This is a genomic window from Paenibacillus sp. E194 (assembly GCF_000935845.1).
Classification (GTDB): domain Bacteria; phylum Bacillota; class Bacilli; order Paenibacillales; family Paenibacillaceae; genus Paenibacillus_B; species Paenibacillus_B alvei_B.
In genome coordinates this window covers 23,450-39,019 of sequence record NZ_JMDX01000010.1, presented here as the reverse complement: position 1 = coordinate 39,019, position 15,570 = coordinate 23,450, and the positions used below count along the sequence as shown (strand labels likewise).

Genomic DNA, 15,570 nt, shown 5'->3' with positions numbered 1-15,570 from the left:
AGGAGTGGACAATCTTGGGTAAAATTGCATTCGTTTTTCCTGGACAAGGTGCTCAAGCGGTTGGTATGGGCAAGGACGTCTATGAGGCCGTTCCTGCTGCACAGCAGGCTTTCGATACAGCAGAGCAGGTACTTGGATTCCCTCTGAAGGAGCTCGTATTTAATGGGCCGGAGGAAGACTTGAAGCAGACAGCAAATACGCAGCCAGCGCTTCTTGTTACAAGCTATGCACTGTATCGCGCGTTTGAAGCGTCTGGTGTTCGCCCAGACTTCGTCGCAGGACACAGCTTGGGTGAATATAGTGCGCTTGTTGTAGCGGGGGTCCTATCCTTCGAGGATGCAGTCGCAATTGTGCGGCAGCGCGGACAATTCATGGAGCAGGCTGTTCCGCATGGACAAGGTGCCATGGCGGCTGTATTAGGTGCAGAGCGCGAGCAGTTGGGAGCGCTATGTGATGATATTAGCCGAACAACAGGTTCCGTAGAGATGGCGAACGTAAACTGTCCTGGCCAAATCGTTGTATCAGGTACAGCAGAGGGTGTAGCGGCGGTTGCCGAACGTGGGAAGGAAGCTGGCGCTAAGCGTGTGAAACAACTGGAGGTTAGCGGGCCATTCCATTCGCTGTTGATGAAGCCAGCAGCAGAACGACTGGGCGAAGTCTTGAAGACCGTTGCCTTCCAAGATGCTTATGTGCCGGTTGTGGCCAATGTATCTGCACGTCCAGAGGAAGCGGGCGAGCTACTTCGTGAGCTGCTCGTAGAGCAAGTGTTCTCGCCAGTATTGTGGGAAGACAGTGTACGCTATATGATCGAGCAGGGCGTTGATACATTCATTGAGCTGGGTTCAGGCTCCGTTCTTGCTGGACTGATTAAGAAGATAGACCGTTCGGTGAAGATTGTATCGATCAATAGCCTGACAGCCATAGAAGCGTACCTTGCAGAATAATAGCAGTATTCATGCAATCGATTTATTCTTTATCTATCTTATGTCTGCAATTATCAATCTAGTGATGCTGGGCGTAACCCGCTGCGGTATACGCCCGGGCAAGTATAAGGGAGGAACATGACCATGTCGAGCTTTGAAGGCAAAGTGGCGGTTGTCACAGGCGCTTCTCGCGGCATAGGACGAGCAATTGCGCTAAGTCTAGCTGAGGCTGGTGCAGATGTTGTTGTGAACTATGCAGGCAGCGAAGCGGCAGCTAAGGATACTGCAGCTGCGATCGAGGCAATGGGACGCAAAGCCATCACCGTTCAAGCAAATGTGGGCAAGACAGAAGAAGCGGATCTCCTTGTAAAGACAGCGTTGGATCAATTTGGCCGTATTGACATATTGGTGAATAATGCCGGAATTACAAGAGATAATTTAATTATGCGGATGAAAGAAGAAGAGTTTGATCAAGTCATTGAGACGAATTTGAAGGGCGTATTCAATTGCGTGAAGGCAGTGACTCGCCCGATGATGAAACAGCGCTCTGGCCGTATTATTAATATCTCGTCCGTCGTGGGTGTAATTGGAAATCCGGGTCAAGCCAACTATGTAGCAGCTAAGGCTGGTGTAATCGGCCTTACTAAGGCGTCTGCGCGCGAGCTTGCATCCCGTGGCATTACCGTCAACTGCGTGGCGCCAGGCTTTATTGAGACAGATATGACGGATGCACTGTCTGAAGAGATGAAGGGACAGTTGCTTAGTCAGATCCCGCTTAATCGACTTGGTCAGCCAGAGCATATTGCGAAGGCGGTCCGCTTCTTGGCATCTGATGATGCGGAATATATGACAGGCCAGACGATCCATGTGGATGGCGGCATGTACATGTAGGAGGCTTCTCCGTTCATGGCAGCATGAACGTTAAGCGATATAATGGGTGGATGTGCATAAGTGTTGAGCAATCAGCAATGAACACCTCTCTCCTAATAAGTGGAAACGAATGTGAGAGATCAGGTCGTTTCTACCAGCAAGCCGTTTTGATATGGCAATTTACAATGTTTTTTCGTATAATACCAAAGAGGAGGTGAACCGGATGTCAGCAGAAGTGTTGGAGCGTGTAAAGCGCATCATCATTGAACGCCTTGGCGTTGATGAAGCAGAAGTAACGCTTGAAGCATCTTTCAAAGAGGATCTTGGCGCTGATTCCCTCGATGTTGTGGAATTGGTGATGGAATTGGAAGATGAGTTTGATATGGAAATCTCTGATGAAGACGCGGAGAAAATTACTTCGGTTGGAGAAGTAGTGAATTACATACAATCTCATACCTAAGTTACCGAGTCCCGTTCTTCGTTAACGGGACTTCTCCTCATTATTGCAATATCTGAATGTGGCGGTGTGCCGCATTCTCCATCATATAGAAGCTCGAACTGCAGAAGTAGAGGTGATTCTGATTGAAGCACAGAGTTGTAGTGACCGGCATGGGTGTTGTAACCGCGCTCGGCTCGGACATTGAGACATTCTGGAATAACCTGTTGGAAGGGAAGTCCGGAGTATCTCACATAGAAGCGTTTGATGTTACCGATTATCCGACGCAAATTGCCGCTTCCGTGAAGGATTTCAATCCAGAAGATTTCATGGATAAGAAAGAAACAAGGCGTATGGATCGATTCGTTCAATTCGCAGTAGCTGCGAGTAAGAACGCCTTGGAAGACGCAAAGCTGGACGTAAGAGAACAGACGAATCCAGATCGTGTTGGCGTTATCGTCGGATCCGGTATTGGCGGTCTTGGTACATGGGAAGATCAGCATACGATATTGATGGAAAAAGGCGTTAAGCGCGTTAGTCCATTTTTCATTCCGATGATGATTGCGAACATGGCATCTGGCCAAGTCTCCATCACAGTTGGAGCTCGCGGACCGAATACAGCAGCTGTATCCGCATGTGCGACGGGAACGCATTCCATCGGCGACGCTTACAAGATTATTCAGCGCGGCGACGCGGATGTAATGATCTGCGGCGGAGCAGAAGCGACGATCCGTCCGATCGGTATGGCAGGCTTCTGCGCGATGCGTGCGATGTCGACTCGCAACGATGAGCCAGAGCGCGCTAGCCGCCCGTTCGATGTAGACCGTGACGGATTCGTTATGGGCGAAGGAGCAGGCGTACTTGTTCTGGAGTCGCTGGAGCATGCTCTAGCACGCGGCGCTCGTATCTATGGGGAAGTTGCCGGCTATGGGATGAGCGGTGACGCTCACCATATGACAGAGCCTGACCCGACAGGAGCAGCATTGTGCATGAATCGTGCGCTGGCGGATGGCGAATTGGCACCAGAGCAGATTGATTACATCAACGCACATGGCACCTCGACTCCAGTAGGAGATCGTTCGGAGACGAAAGCGATCAAGTCAGCGCTAGGCGACCATGCGTATAAGACAGCAGTGAGTTCAACGAAATCCATGACAGGGCATCTTCTCGGTGCAGCAGGCGGCGTAGAGGCAGTCATTTGCAGCTTGGTACTGCAGCATGGCATGATTCCGCCGACGATCAACCTGGAAAATCAGGATCCGGAATGTGACCTCGATTACGTTCCGAACGTAGCTCGTAAAGCTGATGTTCAAGTAGCGATGTCCAACTCATTTGGCTTCGGCGGACATAACGCTACAATTGTCTTGAAGAAATACGAAGCATAAGGAGTCAGACAGTTGAGTGTAGAATTGAAGCAGTTACAACAGAAACTGAACATTCATTTTCGGAACAGACAGCTGTTGAAACAAGCGTTCACCCATGCTTCCTATGTGAACGAACACCGCTTCGGCCAGCACCAAGACAACGAACGCCTTGAATTCTTGGGCGATGCTGTGTTGGAGCTGACGGTGTCAGAATTTTTGTATCATCGATGTCCGACACGGCCCGAAGGGGAGTTGACTAAGATGCGTGCTTCCATCGTCTGTGAGCCATCTCTTGTCAAATTTGCTAACCAGCTTGGTTTCGGCAAGTATGTTCTGTTAGGCAAGGGAGAGGAGCTGACGGGAGGACGTACGCGTCCCGCATTGTTGGCGGATGTTTTTGAATCGTTCATCGGCGCGCTTTATTTGGATCAAGGCTTGGAGGTGGTGCGGGATTTTCTGCGTGAGCATATCTTCCCGCAAATCACGCTTGACGGCAAGCTGCAGACGAATGATTACAAGACACAGCTGCAGGAATTGACACAGCATCACAATCTGGGTTCGCTCGAATATCGAATTATCGAAGAGCGCGGCCCAGCACATGAACGTGAATTCGTATCTGAAGTATGTATGGGTGACGAATGTTTAGGTCGCGGAGTTGGCCGTTCGAAGAAAGAAGCGGAACAACAAGCCGCGGCACAGGCGCTCGAGCAATTAGTCATTCCGAAATCATAACGTACTGTAAGGCCGGCGCGTGCGTCGGCCAGTTTCGCAGAAAGAGCAAAGAACAGCGCGCGAAGCGAGCGGAATTGGGGCTGCTTACAGGCTGGTTTTTGCTCTTTCTTTGTCCGAAGCTACGTTACCGCGCGGAAATTTGACAGCATGTCCATGCGACGATTCGGATTCGCGATATGGTACAATAATCGTTGAGGTGATCGTAGAACGATGTTCTTAAAAAGGTTAGAACTGGCGGGCTTTAAATCGTTCGCGGATCGGACGGAATTAGAGTTCGTCCAGGGAATCACCGGCGTTGTCGGCCCAAACGGCAGCGGAAAGAGTAATATCTCTGACGCAATCCGTTGGGTGCTCGGGGAACAGAGCGCCAAGTCACTTCGCGGCGGCAAGATGGAAGACATTATCTTTGCAGGCAGTGATGCGCGCAAAGCAGTGAACTATGGAGAAGTGTCCTTAACGCTCGATAACAGCGATGAGACGCTTCCGCTTGATTTCAATGAAGTGACGGTGACACGTCGTGTGCATCGAAGCGGCGACAGTGAATATTTTATTAATAAGCAAGCTTGTCGATTGAAGGATATTACCGAACTGTTCATGGACACAGGAATCGGGAAAGAAGCATATTCCATTATCGGACAAGGCCGAATTGAAGAAATCCTCAGTACTCGTTCAGAAGATCGTCGTGGGATATTTGAAGAGGCGTCTGGGATTGTGAAATACAAGTCTCGGAAGCGAGACGCGAAGAAGAAGCTGGATGAGACCGAGCAGAACTTGCTCCGCATTCACGATCTTGTGGTGGAACTAGAGGATCAGATCGGGCCGCTTAAGGAGCAGTCTGAGAAGGCTAGACACTATAAGCAGCTTCGTGAATGGTTGAAGAACAAAGAAATTGCAGTCTATGTTCATCAAATTGAGGAGCTTCACGTCACTTGGCAGCAGGCGAACGAGAAGCTAGGACAGTTGAAGGAACGTGAATTGTCCTTGTCAACGGTAGTGAGCGAGCATGATGCCAAGCTGGAAGTGCACCGCATTGAGCTTCGCAAGCTGGAAGAGGAGCTCGAGAAGCTCCAGGCAACGCTTCTTCATTACAGTGAGGAATATGAGAAGTGCGAAGGACAAGGCGAGGTACTGAGGGAGCGCAAGCGGAATCTGACGTCCAATGAGCAGCAGATGAAGACAACGCTGACGACGACTTCGGAACGAATGCGTGCGAAGCAGTTGGAAGTGCAATCAGTTCGCGAGAAGCTGTTGGCCTTGCAGACTGAACTGGCTGAAATTCGCGGACTTATCGTTGCCGAAGAGACACGGCTTGCTGGCGTAGCTGGCGGGACAAGCTCAGACGCGGAAGAGAGCTTGAAGGGTCAGCTGCTCGAAGTAATGAATCAAATGGCGCAGCAGCGCAATGATATTCGCTACTATGACCAGCAGAAGGAATCCCTGCAAAAGCGTCTCGATAAAATGAATACAGCACGCAACAAGCGCGAGCAGGAGCAGAAGGATCTTCAGAAGAAGGTCGAAGATGCCAAGCGCCGTAGTGAAACGCTAACGGAAGATTTGGCGTACATTCGTAATCGTTATCTTACAGAGAGTGAGCAGTTGAAGCAGGATGAGTCGCTTCTCGCCGAGACGGAGCAGGCTGTGCGCAAATGGCAGCAAAAAGCCGATGCAATGGTATCTCGTCGTGATACGATGCAGGAGCTGCAAAATGACTTTGACGGCTTCATGCTCGGCGTACGGGAAGTGCTTAAGGCTGCACGTCGACCGAATGGATTGCAGGGCGTACACGGTGCGGTCGCGGAATTGATCCGTGTGCCAGAGCAATTGGAGACGGCGATTGAGACTGCACTTGGCGCAGCCTTACAGCATATCGTTATGGAGAATGAGTCGGTATCGCGAAATGCCATCATGTTCCTGAAGCAGCGTCAATTAGGACGTGCGACATTCTTGCCGCTGGATGTTATTCGACCACGCTCCTTACATGAGACAGACCGTCGTATTGTGAATGGTACGGAAGGCTTTGTAGGTGTAGCGGCGGATTTGGTAAAGTCGGACGACATGTATGCAAGTATTGTCGGCAGCTTGCTCGGCAATGTGGTCATTGCGAAATCGCTGGAAGATGCGAACCGAATTGCGGCGAAGCTGCAGTACCGTTATCGTGTGGTGACGCTTGAAGGCGATGTTGTCAATGCCGGCGGCTCGATGACAGGCGGAAGCTTGAATAAGAAGAGCGCGAACCTGCTCGGACGCCAGCGTCAATTGGAACAGCTGGAAGCAGATATTAAGGAAGCTGATAAGCAGCTTGTCAAGCTGACGGAGACGTATACGGAGCTGAAGCAGCGCACAACGACGGGGCTGAAGCGGCTCGATGACCTTCGCGAGCAAGGCGAAACGAAGCGCATCAATGAGCAGCAGCTGACGAGCGAGATTGCGCAGCTGGAGAAGGAAGAACGCCAGTTGGCAGAAGCGCTCGAGATGGAGCAGCAGGAGCTTACGCACGCTGCGGAGGAGATGTCCACGCTGGACGCTGGGCGTCGTACAGCGGAGGCTCGGCTTGACGAGTTGAAGATTGATGAGGATCGTCTGCATGTCTCGATTGAGTCAGCGGAATCTGCACGCAAGGCGAACGAGTCAGAGAAGGAAGTGCTGCAATCGCAGCTTACGGACTTGAAGGTTCGCCAAGGGAAGCTCGATCAGGAATCATTCTCGCTGCAGGAGCAGCTGACACGCTCTGAGCAGGAAGCCAAGGCGTATGAACAAGAGTATACGCAGTTGACGCAAGGGTTGATTCAGGTACAGATTGATCTGGAGACCGCTGAGCGTGAGACGATGAAGCAGACTGAGGACTTGAACCATTTCCATGTGAAGAAACAAGAAACGGGCAAGCAGATTGAGTTCAAACGTGCGGATCGTGCGCAATGTGTGGCAAGACTGGAGCTTGCAGAAAGCGATACGAAGGAGCAGCGTACGGAGCTGAAGCAAGTGGAGGAGTCGATGCGTCAGACGGAGATTCAAGCTAATCGCCTTGACGTAGAACTGGATAACTTGCTGCGCAAGCTGAGTGAAGAGTACGAGATTAGCTTTGAACTAGCCAAGCATCGATACGTAGTACCAGAGAACATTGAGGAAGCGAAGCTGGAAGTGCGCGATCTGAAGAAACAGATTGCAGCGCTTGGTGAAGTAAACCTTGGTGCTATCGATGAGTTTGAACGTGTGAATGAGCGCTATCAGTTCCTAAGTGAACAGAAAAATGATCTGATCGAAGCGAAGACGACGCTCTATCAAGTCATCCGTGAGATGGATGACGAGATGTCGAAGCGGTTCAAAGCAACATTCGATGCGATCCGCAAGCAGTTCGTTGTCGTGTTCTCCAAGCTGTTCGGCGGTGGACGGGCTGATCTCGTTCTGATTGATCCAGAACATATATTGGAAACGGGGATTGACATTGTGGCACAGCCACCAGGCAAGAAGCTGCAAAATTTACAGCTGTTGTCCGGCGGTCGAGCGTGCCTTGACAGCAATGGCGCTGCTATTTGCGATATTGCACGTGAAGCCAGTGCCGTTCTGCGTGCTTGATGAGGTTGAAGCGGCACTCGATGAAGCGAACGTTACACGCTTCGCCCAATATTTGCGTGAATTCTCCGAGCAGACTCAGTTTATCGTCGTCACGCATCGCAAAGGGACGATGGAAGAAGCTGATGTACTGTACGGTGTCACGATGGAAGAGGGCGGCGTATCAAAGCTCGTATCCGTGAAGTTGGAAGATGACGAAGCAATCATTGCATAAGGGGCGGGGAAGGACATGAGTTTTTTTAAGAAGCTGAAGGAAAGCATTGCGGCAAAGACCGAGTCCGTAACGAACATTTTCAAGGAAGGCTTGGAGAAAACTCGCAAAGGGCTCGTGGAGAAAGTAACGGAGCTTATTACGCGGCGCAAAAAGATTGATGAAGCTTTCTATGAAGAACTTGAAGAAATCTTAATCGGTGCCGATGTTGGCGTGGCAACGGTTATGAACTTGATTGACGAGCTTCGCGAAGAGGTGAAGAAGCGTAAAATTGAGGACGCAGCTGAGCTGCAACCGGTATTGTCCGAGAAGCTTGTCGGGCTTCTGCGTGGCGATGATACAAGCAAGCTGAATATGAATCCGAATGGCATGACGGTTATTTTGTTCGTCGGTGTCAACGGTGTCGGCAAGACGACTACGATCGGAAAATTGGCACATCGGTTCAAGCAGGAAGGTAAATCTGTCCTTCTCGCTGCCGGAGACACATTCCGTGCCGGGGCAATTGAGCAATTGGAAGTATGGGGCCAGCGTGCAGGAGTCGATGTCATTAAGCAACAGGCAGGCTCTGATCCTGCTGCGGTGATGTTCGATGCGGTGCAGGCTGCGAAGCAGCGCAATGTTGATGTACTGCTATGTGATACGGCGGGTCGCTTGCAGAACAAGTCGAACCTGATGGAAGAACTGAACAAGATCTTCCGTGTCATTCAGCGTGAAGTACCTGACGCTCCACATGAGGTGTTGATGGTGCTTGATGCAACCACAGGGCAGAATGCTCTCAATCAAGCGAAGCTATTCGGCGAGAAGAGTGGAGTTACCGGTTTGGTGCTCACGAAGCTTGATGGTACAGCAAAGGGCGGTATCGTCATAGCAATCCGTCAAGAATTGAACTTGCCTGTGAAGCTGGTCGGACTTGGCGAGAAGATGGGGGATTTGCAGGAATTCGATTCCGAGCAGTTCGTCCATGCCTTGTTCGCAGGATTGATTGCAGAAGCAGAGCAAGCAGAAGATGAGCAAGCGGATGATCAGCAAGCTTAAATCGAATCTGAATACGGATAGAAGGCGTCCCATTTTGGGACGCCTTTCTTTGCAAGATGATGCTGGTTGAGAAGAAGGAATGGTTTCTTTTACCTCTTGTTATCCACAGGTATTTTGAATATGAGCTTGTGCATAGCGATATCAAATTTGTAGAGTGCTGCGCTGCGAAAGCGGCTGATTGGACAAATCAGGCAGAGCCTGAGCGTTTGATAATTGCCTGCATTCCCGAAATGCAAAATGCGTACAGCCCTGGCATTGAACGTTAACAATACGAGTCAGTGCATAATCTATGGCAATTCCAGTACGTTGGAAGAAATGTTCAGTCCCGATCATCGTTGCCAGACCCGTTTTGTTCATGATCCCTTCAGGTTGGGGAGCAATGCCGGTTATCAGCACGATTCCTCCATGCTGGCGGATGCGACTAACGAATGTAGATAGATGCGCAGCGGCTGTTGTATCCATATACGGCACGCGACCCATTCGCAAGATTAGTACACGAGGAGTTTCCTCGAATTGTGATGCGAGTGATTGCTCCAGCATATGAGCAGCACCAAAAAACAGCGTTCCTTCGATGCTTACGATACTAATTTGCGGGCATTTTCGTCCATCATTTACGACTCTCGCAGATACTTTGGCTTTGTGATCCTGCGGATCGGGCAGAACTTTATTCACCTTCACTTCTTCACTCATTCGTTTGATGAACAAAATAATGGACACCGCGAGACCTGCTTGAACGGCGACTGTCAGGTTCGTGAACACAGTGAGCAAAAAGGTAATACATAAAATAAGTGAATCTGCCGTTTTGGTACGTGCAATCTTCGCAAATGTTTTACGCTCGCTCATGTTCCAGGCAACCATCATCAATATCGGTGCCATTGCAGCGAGTGGGATTGCCGAAGCATAAGGAGCAAGGAATAGCAGCACGAGCAGTACGACGATGGCATGCACCATCCCGGAAATCGGAGAAGCGGCTCCGCTGCGTATATTGGTTGCCGTACGAGCAATTGCTCCGGTTGCAGGAATTCCCCCGAACAATGGTGCAATCATATTCGCAATGCCTTGCCCGATCAGCTCGCGATTGCTGTTGTGTCTTTCACCTGTCATGCTGTCGGCAACAAGCGCGGATAACAGAGATTCCACTCCGCCGAGCAGTGCAATGACGAATGCAGGTTGAAGCAGCAGAATGATACGATCCCAGCTTAGCGCTGGCCAGTGGAAAGCTGGAATGCCGCTAGGTATCGTACCGAACGTCGTTCCAATCGTAGCAACCTGATCAGGATACAACCAGGCTGCTGCCAAACTGGCTAAGAGTAGACCGACTAGAGAAGCCGGGATCTTCGGTATATACTTCGGCACGAGAAGGAGGGCAGCAAGACAAATACAGGATGTTAGAACACTGTAGATGTTGAACGCTGGGATATGATTGAGCAGCTCGCGCATATTGGCGATGAAGCTGTCCTGCTTCTCTAGATGAAGCCCTAAAAAATCGGCAATTTGACCTGTAAAAATAATGACGGCAATCCCTGAGGTAAAACCGATGGTTACTGGCCGCGGGATGAAACGTATTACGGCTCCTAAGCGCAGCAATCCCATCAATACAAGCATAATACCTGCAAGGAAGCCAGCGATTAGCAGGTTCTCAAATCCATATTGCATGACAATGGCGAACAAAATCGGGATAAATGCCCCGGTAGGGCCTCCGATTTGAAACTTGGATCCACCAAGCAACGAGATAAAAAATCCGGCGATTATGGTCGTATATAAGCCATATTCAGGCTTGACGCCGGAGGCTATGGCAAATGCCATGCCTAATGGGATGGCAACCACACCGACAATTAAGCCTGCAATCATATCTTTCTTGAATGATTGGAAGCTGTAGTTGGCATAGCGTCCGCACCACAACGGTTTCATGTATAATACCCACCATTTCTAAATATTTGATTATTTGAATATTTAAAATGATAAAGGTGTTTCGCATACCTGTCAAAGCGTATAGGAAGGGGTGTGGCATGCTTTTATACAAAAAAGAGAGGAAACAGGAGTCACGGACTCATATTCCTCTCTTTTTTAGGACGATTCTTGGTTTTTCATGTTTTTCAGCATGGATATGGAATTGACTAGGTGATTGTTGAATATTTGCTTCGCGACTTCAAGTAAATCCTTGATCATTGGGTCACGCAAGGAATAAATGACAGAGGTTCCATCCTTAACGCCGTACACCACGTTTTTATTGCGCAGAACAGCCAACTGCTGCGATACAGAAGATCCTTCCGTGCCAAGTATGGCTTGTATCTCGTTAACCGTTTTATCCCCTTCACATAAGATCTCAAGTATCTTAATTCGAAGAGGATGCGCTAAAGCTTTGAAAAACTCCGCCTTAAAATGCTGAATATCCGGATACATGATGGCTTTCTCCCTTATTCACAATAAAAGATTCAAAATAGGTTAGTGTTAGTTTACCACAAAACGAACGTTCGCGAAAAAGGGATTGCAAAATCAAGTTCGAATGAAGATGTATTGAAGATTGAAATATAAGCGAGATTTATACTACCATAAAATACTATAACTTATATTTTCAGATTATATTGACAGTTAGATCAAATCTCAATATGATGTACAGGTGATAATGATTCTCAGTGATGATGTGAAGTGTATTTAGCTTTATGTTGGACACCAGGGGGTAGTAACTTTTGAAAAAGAAATATCAAGCAATACTAGCGATTTTATTCACAGTGCTTCTTGTTGCGGGATGCGGCTCTCAAGTAAGTGAGGGCAGCCAAGCCGGTGGAAATCAATCAGCCGCTAAGGAGACAGAAGCCGTGCAAGAAATTAAGCATGAGCTCGGTACAACAGAAGTGAAAGGATCGCCCAAGCGGGTCGTTGTGCTCGAATATTCATTTGTTGATGCACTTGCATCACTTAATTTGAAGCCTATCGGCATTGCCGATGACGGAAATAAAGATCGAATTTTGAAGAGTCTGGCGGATAAGATTGGAGATTATACGTCAGTTGGAACTCGCAAGCAGCCAAGCCTGGAGGTAATAAGCTCCCTGCAACCGGATTTGATTATCGCGGATTGGAAACGTCATAAAGCGATTTATGAAGACTTGAAGCAAATTGCTCCTACAATCGTGCTGAAGAGTCTAGAAGCAAGCTATGAAGACAATTTGGCTTCCTTCCAGACGATAGCGGATGCCCTGAACATGAGTGAGGAAGGGAAAAAGCGGTTGGAGCAGCATAAGGATAAAATCAATGCTTTGAAGGCTCAAGTGCCACCATCAGACGAGAAGCAGACCGTCATGTCGGCTGCTTTGCGCAAAGAAAGCTTCAAGGCGCATACATCTTCCTCCTATGACGGAGCCGTATTGGAAAAGGTCAGCCTGATGAATGCAATACAGGATGCGAAGGAACCCTATGCGGAGCTAACATTGGAGCAGTTGCTGAATATCAATCCCGATATTTTGTTTCTGATGAAGACAGACGGAGAGCAAACGATCGTGGACGAGTGGTCCGTCAATCCGTTGTGGCAGGAGCTCAAGGCCGTGAAGAACCAAAAGGTCATTGAAGTTGATCGCAATTTATGGACACGCTGGCGTGGCATCGTTGCCGGGGAATTAATGATGGAAGAAGCAATTTCGAAACTGTATGGCAGCGGGAAAGCGGAGAAATAATTTGTGCGACAGGAAGCGGGCGAGGTAGGCGTTACTTGTTAACGCCTACTTTTTGTCTGCCTAGGAACGAGAAAAAAGGAGGCATTGTAAGGCATGACGGGATTACATCGCGGCGGAAGGCGCAAGGCGTTCGGCCTGTCACTGCTGCTTGGCTTCGCATTATTATCGGCAGGGGTCATGATTAATGTGTCACTGGGCTCTTCCTCGATTTCATTACCTACTTTGCTGAAGGCCTTGTTCTTCGCGGACAGAACGAAGGAGATGCTCATTGTGCAGGAGATCCGATTGCCACGTGCGCTAATCGCGATTCTGATCGGTGCGAGTTTGGCAGTTGCGGGTACGATTATGCAGGCGATGACGCGCAACCCGCTTGCTAATCCACAGGTGTTCGGCGTCAATGCGGGCGCTTCGCTCGTAGTCGTAGCATCGACGGTATTCCTGCCGGAGTTGACGCAGCAGCAGCTTGTTTATTCTGCATTTGCGGGAGCGGCTCTGGGCGGCTTTATCGTGTATTTCATCAGCGCAGGTGGGGATTTGAAGCCGGCTCGACTCGCCATTGCCGGAATGACCATCCATTTTTTCCTTTCGTCCATAACACAAGGATTGATCTTGTTCCATGAGAACACGACGGACAGCATTCTCTATTGGCTGGTTGGCGCGATAGGTAATCGGAATTGGCACCATGTCGGCGTGCTTCTTCCATGGGCATGCATCGGCTTGTTGGGTGCTTTGGCTCTGTCGAAGCCGTTAACGATGCTGAGTATGGGGGATGATGTGGCAAGGGGGCTCGGGGCAAGAATCGAGGCAACGCGATTCGCTGGCGGTCTGCTCGTTATTATTTTGGCGGGAGGATCCGTGTCTGTTGCCGGCCCAATTGGCTTCGTAGGTCTACTGGTGCCGCATATCGTTCGGCTGATGGTCGGCGTTGATCTGCGTTATGTCCTGCCTTGCTCCGCCCTGTATGGATCAGTTCTGTTGGTGTATGCGGATATTGTTTCGCGCTATATATCGTATCCATATGAGGCGCCAATTGGGATTGTTACTGCCATGCTGGGGACACCATTCTTCTTGTACTTGGCATATGCGGGAGGGAAGCACAATGAATAAATCTGCAAATATGGCGCGCCGCCATCGGCTCGTCGTGCTCGCATTAGTTGCACTGCTTCTCATCGTGGGTCTGATCAGTCTTGGAGTGGGGCGGTCTATATAACGCCGAACCAAGTGATCGAGACAATGTTGGGGCATAGCAAGGAACATGCGTTCATCCTTGGCAAATACCGTTCGCCCAGAATCGTATTGTCCGTTCTTGTGGGTGCCGGGCTTGCTATATCAGGAGTTGTCCTGCAGGGCGTACTGCGGAATCCGCTGGCCTCTCCGGATGTGATCGGAATTACGAAGGGGGCAGGCCTGGCGGCTTGTGCAACCATTATTTTATTTCCCGGGTCATCGGCAGTCGTACTACCTTTATCCGCTTTTGCAGGAGCGGCTTTGGTAGCCCTGCTTCTATTTGCATTCGTATACAGGCGCGGAGCTCGTCCCACGACGCTGGCACTGACGGGCATAGCGCTTGGAGCGATGTGCGATGCAGGCATCCAGTACTTCATGTTCAAATATCCGGTCAGCGTCAATGCAGCACTTATTTGGCTTACCGGAAGCATATGGGGCAGAGGCTGGGACGAGGTGATGGGTGTGCTGCCGTGGATACTGACACTCATCTCGCTTGCGCTGCTGCTGTCTTCAAGGCTGGATGTACTGAGCCTGGGCGATGATGTAGCGACAGGCCTGGGAGAACGGGTGAAGCGTATTCGTCTTGCGCTGATGGCAGTTTCCGTATCCTTGGCAGGAGCATCGGTGGCAGTTGTCGGAGCGATTGGCTTCGTGGGCTTGATCGCTCCGCATATGGCGCGCCGGCTTGTTGGCGCCAAACATGGCATTCTATTGCCCGTATCAGGCTTGTTAGGCGCTATCTTGGTGTTGACGGCCGACACGCTTGGACGCGCTCTCGTTCCGCCAATCGAATTCCCGGCGGGGTTAGTAACTGCCGTAATCGGGGCTCCGTATTTCCTCTACTTATTGCGCAGAGAACGTAAGATTCGTTCCTAGCTATCGTTGTCTTTCATAGGCGAAATATGGAGGCGGATGATATAATAATAAGCATATCGTTCCAGTTTAGGATGGTGAGCCTGTGGATTACGCGAGTTTAAGTAAAGAGGTTTCTTACGCGCTTCGTCATGCGCCATGGGAGTATGAGTTGGAGATGGATGAAGAGGGTTGGGTGGGGGTTGAACAACTTTCCCATGCACTTCACTTCAGCCATCCAGAGCGAAGTTTGCTAGAGACAGACTTTGTAAGAATGATTGAGCTGTCAGACAAGAAAAGGTTCGAGGTGCTGGATGGAAGGATTCGAGCATTGTATGGCCATTCGATACCGCACAAAATAAAGAAAAGCGCTGCTCATCCGCAAGACCTGCTGTATCACGGAACGTCTCGGCGCATCGTAGACCAAATACGGAGAGAAGGACTGCACCCCATGGCGAGACAGTATGTTCACCTGTCTGCGGATCAAGAGACGGCCATGGTTGTAGGAAGACGAAAGGACAGTAGCCCTGTAATACTTGTCATTGATGCGGCGAGAGCCGCGCATGAAGGAACTTTGTTCTATCACGGCAATCATACGATCTGGCTAGCTGATTTCATTGCACCGCAATATATAAGTGAATAAATGTGGACGTTGCAAAGACGGGGAGCCTGAAGTGGC

The 15,570-nt window shown here is 49.9% G+C and carries 12 protein-coding genes and 1 pseudogene; 11 read left to right on the top strand and 2 right to left on the bottom strand.

Features of this window, described 5'->3' with window-relative positions; translation table 11 throughout:
* The first annotated feature begins 14 nt into the window (after positions 1-14).
* From fabD to ftsY, 7 genes and pseudogenes are all read left to right on the top strand, one after another.
* On the top strand, positions 15-944 hold the full coding sequence (fabD, locus tag AZ66_RS02760; RefSeq protein WP_044353489.1) for an ACP S-malonyltransferase: 930 nt from the start codon (positions 15-17) through the stop codon (positions 942-944).
* A 123-nt stretch (positions 945-1,067) separates the two neighbouring features.
* Complete coding sequence (gene fabG / locus AZ66_RS02755; protein ID WP_044353488.1) at positions 1,068-1,814, top strand: 3-oxoacyl-[acyl-carrier-protein] reductase; 747 nt, start codon at positions 1,068-1,070, stop codon at positions 1,812-1,814.
* Positions 1,815-2,016: 202 nt separating this feature from the next.
* Positions 2,017-2,253, top strand: a complete 237-nt coding sequence (gene acpP / locus AZ66_RS02750) for an acyl carrier protein (protein ID WP_021262503.1) — start codon at positions 2,017-2,019, stop codon at positions 2,251-2,253.
* A 122-nt stretch (positions 2,254-2,375) separates the two neighbouring features.
* Complete coding sequence (fabF, locus tag AZ66_RS02745) at positions 2,376-3,614, top strand: beta-ketoacyl-ACP synthase II (RefSeq protein WP_021262502.1); 1,239 nt, start codon at positions 2,376-2,378, stop codon at positions 3,612-3,614.
* Positions 3,615-3,626: 12 nt separating this feature from the next.
* A complete protein-coding gene (gene rnc / locus AZ66_RS02740) occupies positions 3,627-4,325 on the top strand; it encodes a ribonuclease III (protein ID WP_021256596.1) in 699 nt (232 codons plus the stop codon).
* Between the two features lie 210 nt (positions 4,326-4,535).
* Positions 4,536-8,109, top strand: a pseudogene (smc, locus tag AZ66_RS02735) (chromosome segregation protein SMC).
* A gap of 15 nt (positions 8,110-8,124) precedes the next feature.
* Positions 8,125-9,141 carry a signal recognition particle-docking protein FtsY gene (ftsY, locus tag AZ66_RS02730; RefSeq protein ID WP_044353487.1) on the top strand — a complete coding sequence of 339 codons (1,017 nt, stop codon included), beginning with the start codon at positions 8,125-8,127 and terminating at the stop codon, positions 9,139-9,141.
* A gap of 141 nt (positions 9,142-9,282) precedes the next feature.
* Here the strand turns inward: ftsY and AZ66_RS02725 are convergent, their stop codons facing one another.
* Both AZ66_RS02725 and AZ66_RS02720 read right to left on the bottom strand, forming a co-directional pair.
* The gene (locus AZ66_RS02725) at positions 9,283-11,052 is read right to left on the bottom strand and encodes a SulP family inorganic anion transporter (RefSeq protein ID WP_044353486.1); all 1,770 of its coding nucleotides are present in this window, start codon (positions 11,050-11,052) and stop codon (positions 9,283-9,285) included.
* Between the two features lie 156 nt (positions 11,053-11,208).
* A complete protein-coding gene (locus AZ66_RS02720) occupies positions 11,209-11,544 on the bottom strand; it encodes an ArsR/SmtB family transcription factor (protein WP_021256592.1) in 336 nt (111 codons plus the stop codon).
* Between the two features lie 287 nt (positions 11,545-11,831).
* Between AZ66_RS02720 and AZ66_RS02715 the strand changes: the two genes are divergently transcribed.
* The 4 genes from AZ66_RS02715 (at position 11,832) to AZ66_RS02700 (ending at position 15,534) form a co-directional block, all read left to right on the top strand.
* Positions 11,832-12,812 carry an ABC transporter substrate-binding protein gene (locus tag AZ66_RS02715; protein ID WP_044353485.1) on the top strand — a complete coding sequence of 327 codons (981 nt, stop codon included), beginning with the start codon at positions 11,832-11,834 and terminating at the stop codon, positions 12,810-12,812.
* Between the two features lie 93 nt (positions 12,813-12,905).
* The gene (locus AZ66_RS02710) at positions 12,906-13,919 is read left to right on the top strand and encodes a FecCD family ABC transporter permease (RefSeq protein ID WP_044353484.1); all 1,014 of its coding nucleotides are present in this window, start codon (positions 12,906-12,908) and stop codon (positions 13,917-13,919) included.
* A 126-nt stretch (positions 13,920-14,045) separates the two neighbouring features.
* Positions 14,046-14,915: a FecCD family ABC transporter permease gene (locus AZ66_RS02705; protein WP_331436881.1), complete on the top strand. Its 870-nt coding sequence runs from the start codon at positions 14,046-14,048 to the stop codon at positions 14,913-14,915.
* An 82-nt stretch (positions 14,916-14,997) separates the two neighbouring features.
* Entirely contained in the window at positions 14,998-15,534 is a 537-nt protein-coding gene (locus AZ66_RS02700; RefSeq protein WP_044353483.1) for an RNA 2'-phosphotransferase, read from the top strand.
* Positions 15,535-15,570 lie beyond the last annotated feature (36 nt).